The organism is Rhizobium sp. 2YAF20 (assembly GCF_052114685.1).
Taxonomy (GTDB): Bacteria; Pseudomonadota; Alphaproteobacteria; order Rhizobiales; family Rhizobiaceae; genus Rhizobium.
The window spans coordinates 1-4,754 of the sequence record NZ_JBFRFF010000090.1 but is presented as its reverse complement, the minus strand read 5'-3'; the positions used below and the strand labels follow the sequence as shown (position 1 = coordinate 4,754).

General features: G+C 58.0%; 5 protein-coding genes. 2 read left to right on the top strand and 3 right to left on the bottom strand.

Features of this window, described 5'->3' with window-relative positions; genetic code table 11:
• Positions 1 to 428 precede the first annotated feature (428 nt).
• On the top strand, positions 429 to 1,829 hold the full coding sequence (locus AB4Z52_RS35680; protein WP_442222532.1) for an ISKra4 family transposase: 1,401 nt from the start codon (positions 429 to 431) through the stop codon (positions 1,827 to 1,829).
• Positions 1,830 to 1,982: 153 nt separating this feature from the next.
• Here the strand turns inward: AB4Z52_RS35680 and AB4Z52_RS35675 are convergent, their stop codons facing one another.
• Together AB4Z52_RS35675 and AB4Z52_RS35670 are read right to left on the bottom strand one after the other, a co-directional pair.
• On the bottom strand, positions 1,983 to 2,348 hold the full coding sequence (locus AB4Z52_RS35675) for a DUF5615 family PIN-like protein (RefSeq protein WP_442222531.1): 366 nt from the start codon (positions 2,346 to 2,348) through the stop codon (positions 1,983 to 1,985).
• A 7-nt stretch (positions 2,349 to 2,355) separates the two neighbouring features.
• Positions 2,356 to 2,982 (bottom strand): DUF433 domain-containing protein, encoded by a 627-nt coding sequence (locus AB4Z52_RS35670; RefSeq protein ID WP_442222530.1) that lies wholly within the window; start codon positions 2,980 to 2,982, stop codon positions 2,356 to 2,358.
• A gap of 401 nt (positions 2,983 to 3,383) precedes the next feature.
• On the opposite strand from AB4Z52_RS35670, the gene AB4Z52_RS35665 reads away from it, so the two are divergent.
• Positions 3,384 to 3,848, top strand: a complete 465-nt coding sequence (locus AB4Z52_RS35665; protein WP_442222529.1) for a thiol-disulfide oxidoreductase DCC family protein — start codon at positions 3,384 to 3,386, stop codon at positions 3,846 to 3,848.
• On the opposite strand, the gene AB4Z52_RS35660 is transcribed toward AB4Z52_RS35665, so the two are convergent.
• On the bottom strand, positions 3,801 to 4,754 hold a 954-nt coding region (locus AB4Z52_RS35660), incomplete at its 5' end, for a cytochrome P450 (RefSeq protein ID WP_442222528.1). The two genes, AB4Z52_RS35665 and AB4Z52_RS35660, sit on opposite strands and share 48 nt — an antisense overlap.

Genomic DNA, 4,754 nt, shown 5'->3' with positions numbered 1-4,754 from the left:
CTTGCCGTCCTTGATGATCCGGACCGCGCTGGGGAGTTGCAGGAACTGCTGTTTCGGATCAAGGGCCGAGCTACACTGCTGGGCCAGTCGTTCGAGCGGCGGACGGTGAATGATCGGCTGCGGCAGAGCGAACATCTGATCCYGATGCACCAGCAGATGTGACGGGCCTTGCGACCTGACCTTTCGAAAGAAGATTGGCCGCTAGAAGGCGGCATCATCACCGCGAGTGTGCCGGAGCCCGAAAGCAAGGCCTGCGCTGGCGTTTGCGGYTTGTGATCGAGGTCATGCCGGTTTGCCGGGCGCTTTTCGGATTGCTAACTGATGGTCTTTATCAGTGTTTTCGGCAGGCCGCAGAGGAGAAACGGGCGTCACGGGCGCMATCARTTTTCCACACGGTCATTCTGGAAAACTCATTGCGAGGACATGAGATGCGGGCGCGGCTGGTTCTGGAGATTATAGGTGACGATGGTGAGACGATTGCAACCGAAACCGTCGCCGATCTGGTGAAGGTGACGAAGGGCGCCGAGGATCTCGGTCTGTCGTTGTCGGAGGCGAAAGGCCTTCTGACGAAATTACAGCAGGCGATGGTGCAGACGCAGGTGGAACTTTGGCTGAGCGGAAACCGCGAGCTGGATGGGCGTCGCCTGCGCAGCAAGGGCAGTTACCCGATAACCTTCCATACTCTCTTTGGMGACGTCCGCCTGAAAAGCCCCCGAKACTACCTGCCGCACTTGGTCGGCGGAAACGGTCCAGTAACGATCTCTCCACTCCGGACATTGATCCCCGACCACATTGCCCCCGAGCGCCTCTATCTGGAAACGCGGTGGGCATCGCTCGTGCCCTATGCCGCCGCGGCCGAGCTGCTGGCCGATGTGCTGCCTGTCGAGAGCGGCGCCAACGCCACGACGGTCCGGCAGCACGCCTTGCAGGCCGCCAGGCGCATTGAGCGGGAACTGACCGAAGAGCGGGTTTCCTTCATGCAGGATGCCTGCCCACGCGACTGGATGAACCTGCCCGTTCCCGATGGCCGCATCGTCATCGGTCTGGATGGTGGGTATATCCGGGACCGCAACGATCGAAAGAAGAACTTCGAACTGATCGTCGGCCGCTCCTTACCCGAGGACGGAAATGCTCGTTACATCGGTTTTGTCCATGGCTACGATCGCAAGCCGCAGCGGCGTATCCTTGACCATCTTAAAAAGCAGSGGGTTCAGGCCAATCAGGACATCACCTTCATCACCGACGGAGGAGAAGAGGTCCGCTCGCTTACCGAGATGATCGCGCCGGCAAGCGAACATGTCCTCGACTGGTTCCACATCACCATGCGCATCACGGTCYTGCGCCAATTCGGCCAGGGTGTCGAAAACCATAATGAGCAGGCCGGGCAGGGCATCCTTGAAACCCTCCGCAGGATCAAATGGCATCTCTGGCASGGCAATGCGTACCGTGCCCGTGAGGAAATCGACGAACTGCAATTTGATGCGGAAGCGCTCGAAACGGACTACCCGATCATGCGCAAATTTCTCACCGCCATCGGCGAGTTCCGATCCTACATCGCTTCCAACCGCGCAAGCCTGATCAACTACGGCGAACGTTACCGGTCCGGGGAGCGGATTTCCTCGGCCTTCGTCGAGGCAACCGTCAATGCCGTCATCAGCAAGCGGTTCGCGAAAAAACAGCAAATGCAGTGGAGCAGGATCGGTGCGCATCTTCTGCTWCAAACCAGGACGCAGACCCTCGACGGCTCCCTGCGCTCGACCTTCCAGCAATGGTATCCCGGGATGGCTAACGACAATCACGAACCAGACGAAACGGCTCTCGCCGCATAACTGCCCCACGAATCCTCATGCTCCCCAACCGCGCCACGCCGCCGCCGGTGTTCGCGCCAGCGAGGAGGAAGACACATGCTATCGCCTTGAATGGAATCGAACCGCCGACCTCATCACTTACACCCGGATCAAGGCGGTCTAAGACCGTGAAATCTATACGTCTGGCAACGAGTATCGCGTGAGGATCGCCATGCCGTCTTCAATCGTGATCTCGATCACCTCATTTACCACTTCGCCATCTCCTGAAAATTCTTCGAGTATGACGTCGAACAGCTCCCGTTGGCGAACCGGCACAACTTGAGGAACGATAATCACTAGTCCCGCGTGAAGCTCTTCTTGGGCATAAAGCTTGCGGAAATCCCGAGCATTGTTGGTGACGAACGTAAAGTCGCCATCGACAATGCGGGGCATCAGATCCCAATCAGTTTCGCCGCTTAAACCTAGCCAGTTCACGTGGAAGCACTCGTGGCCGTGTGCCTGAGCTACTGCAACGAGTGACGTGTGAAGGCATTCATCGATCAGAAATTCACGAGGTAGGCTCGTTTGAAGTGTGCCCTGACTTCAAGAGGAGACGCTTGATAGCCTTCACTTTCAGCCCTTGCTCTGACAACTTCTTGGGACGACCACGTGCTGGATGCGCCGCGGTCCAGATTTCCGCCAGTTCCACCATGCGCGCAGTAAGCGCTGGATAACCTTCGACAATCTCGTAGTTAGTCGCGCCTTGAGCCTTCATTGCGGAAATAGCGCGCACGGGCACGCGTGTGCCAATGAAGACTGGCTCTCCACCAACCACACCTCTGCTAGTTGAAATCAGCTTCTCCGCCTCTCGAAGAGCGTCCGCGCGTTCAGCGAGTTGCTCGCGGGCTTTTGCTACATCGACGATCAGGTAATCATCAGCCCTCACAGTATCTGCATCCGGGTTGTCTGCGATAGCATCGAAAAGTCGCTTCCGACGTTCGGCAGACAGGATGGAACCCACACCGTACCAAAGCTTAAGACGCAGGAGGTCATCGTCAGTGATCGATCGAACGCGATTTCCAGTGAACCGCCCTGGTATGATCTGCTTGTCGATTGCGTTGTGAACTGATTTCACCCCGATCCCGCTAACAGCTGCAGCCTCTGCAGGAGTATATTCACGAAGGGCAAGCGCCATAATCATTCTCCTTGGAGAGAATAATATATGACTGGCGCCTGACAAAGTAAATAGCAGGCCTCAATTCCTTCCTCTTGCCGTGGTCCCAGACGAGACCTTATGCGACGTTGTGAGCACAGACCGGGAACGCATATCCGGGGAGACGCACACACACGAGCGGGCCGTAACCACAATTATGGAACTCGGCAGTCCTCAATTGCTACAACAGTCCCAATTGTTTCACTTATTATCGAGCCTTGTTTGATACCGCAAATTGCGATCTATCATGCGACACGCGGAGATCATTGCTTTAGCGGAGGTATTACGCCAGAGGCCAAAAACGGGACCCAGCAGAACTAGCGGCTCTTGCTCGCAAAGCGGTCCAGATGGAAAAGGTGATTTGCGGCTAGGAATATAGATTCGTGAGCGAGACGAAAGACAGCATCATCATTTTCGACACCGACTGTGTTCTGTGCTCGGCCTGGGTAGGGTTCATCCTCGAACACGAGCGTGATCAAGCTTTCCTCTTCGTCTCGGCCTGGTCGGAGACGGGGGCGACGCTGGCAAATGTCCACGGATTGAAGCCAGCCGACCTTAACGAAACCTATCTGGTTATCGAGGGCGGGCGCGGGCTGACGCATTCGGATGCCGGGCTGGCGATTATCCGGCATCTAAGCATGCCGTGGCGAGCTCTGGGCGTGCTGCGAATCCTACCGAAACCACTCCGGGACGCGGTCTATCGCCTCGTCGCCCGCAACCGCTACTGCTGGTTCGGTTATCGCGCTCAATGCTTCGTCCCACCGTCGGGCCAAAGCCACCGGTTCATCGATGGCAGTCGTTCAACGGCGCCGCCAGGTCATCGGCAAGCCGTCGGCGGGACGGAGTGAATAGCGCGCCGCTGGCTCAGGCATGGCGGCCAAAGGTTCAGGAGCAAAGTGTTGCAGCATCGTCGCCAGTGCCAATGCGGTTTCCATCAGCCCGAAATTCTGCCCRATACAGACGCGCGGACCGGCGCCGAAGGGCAAATATGCATAGGCTGGCCAAYCCACCTCGCCGAGGAACCTGCCGGGATCGAAAGCCTCCGGCTGCGCAAAAAAGCGCGGATCGCGCTGGGTAATGAATGGCACGATCTGCACCAGATCGCCTCGCCGGATCGTGACCCCTTTTAGAGGTACATCCGCAACGGCCTCGCGCAGAAAAAGCGTATAGGCGGGTGGGTAAAGCCGCAAGGTTTCGTTGAGGACGGCCCTAACAACSGGCAAGCGCATCAAATGTGCCGTTGTCGCCTCCTCACAGCGCAGCACTCCGTCAATCTCCTCAAGGACCCTGCCCAGCCACTCCCGRTGCACGGCRAGYGCCGCCCATGTCCAGGACAGGAGCGCACCAGAGGTCTCGTGSCCGGCAATYAGCAGGCTCATCGCATCGTCGCGGATAGCGTCGAAGCGATGCTCGTGATGCTCGATCAGGCTGGCGACGAGGGCGCCTCTCTCCGTCGTCGCAGAATTGAGAGCGTCACGTACGAGACCGCCGACAAACCCATCCATCACGCGCATGGCGTGACGCTTGCGCCGCTTGGCACGGGTGGGCAACCAGTCGAGTAGATTGAGAGGAGTTGTGCTTTCTGCGAAAGCTATGACCGAAAGATCCTGAAGGGCGGCTTCGACCATGGGGCCTTCGTCCGACGGCGCAGCGCCAAACAGGGTGCGCACGGCGATATTGAGCGTCAGCCGCGCCATCACAGCGTCGGCATCGAAGGCGACCAATCCGTCTGCATTGGCGCTCGATTGAAGTTG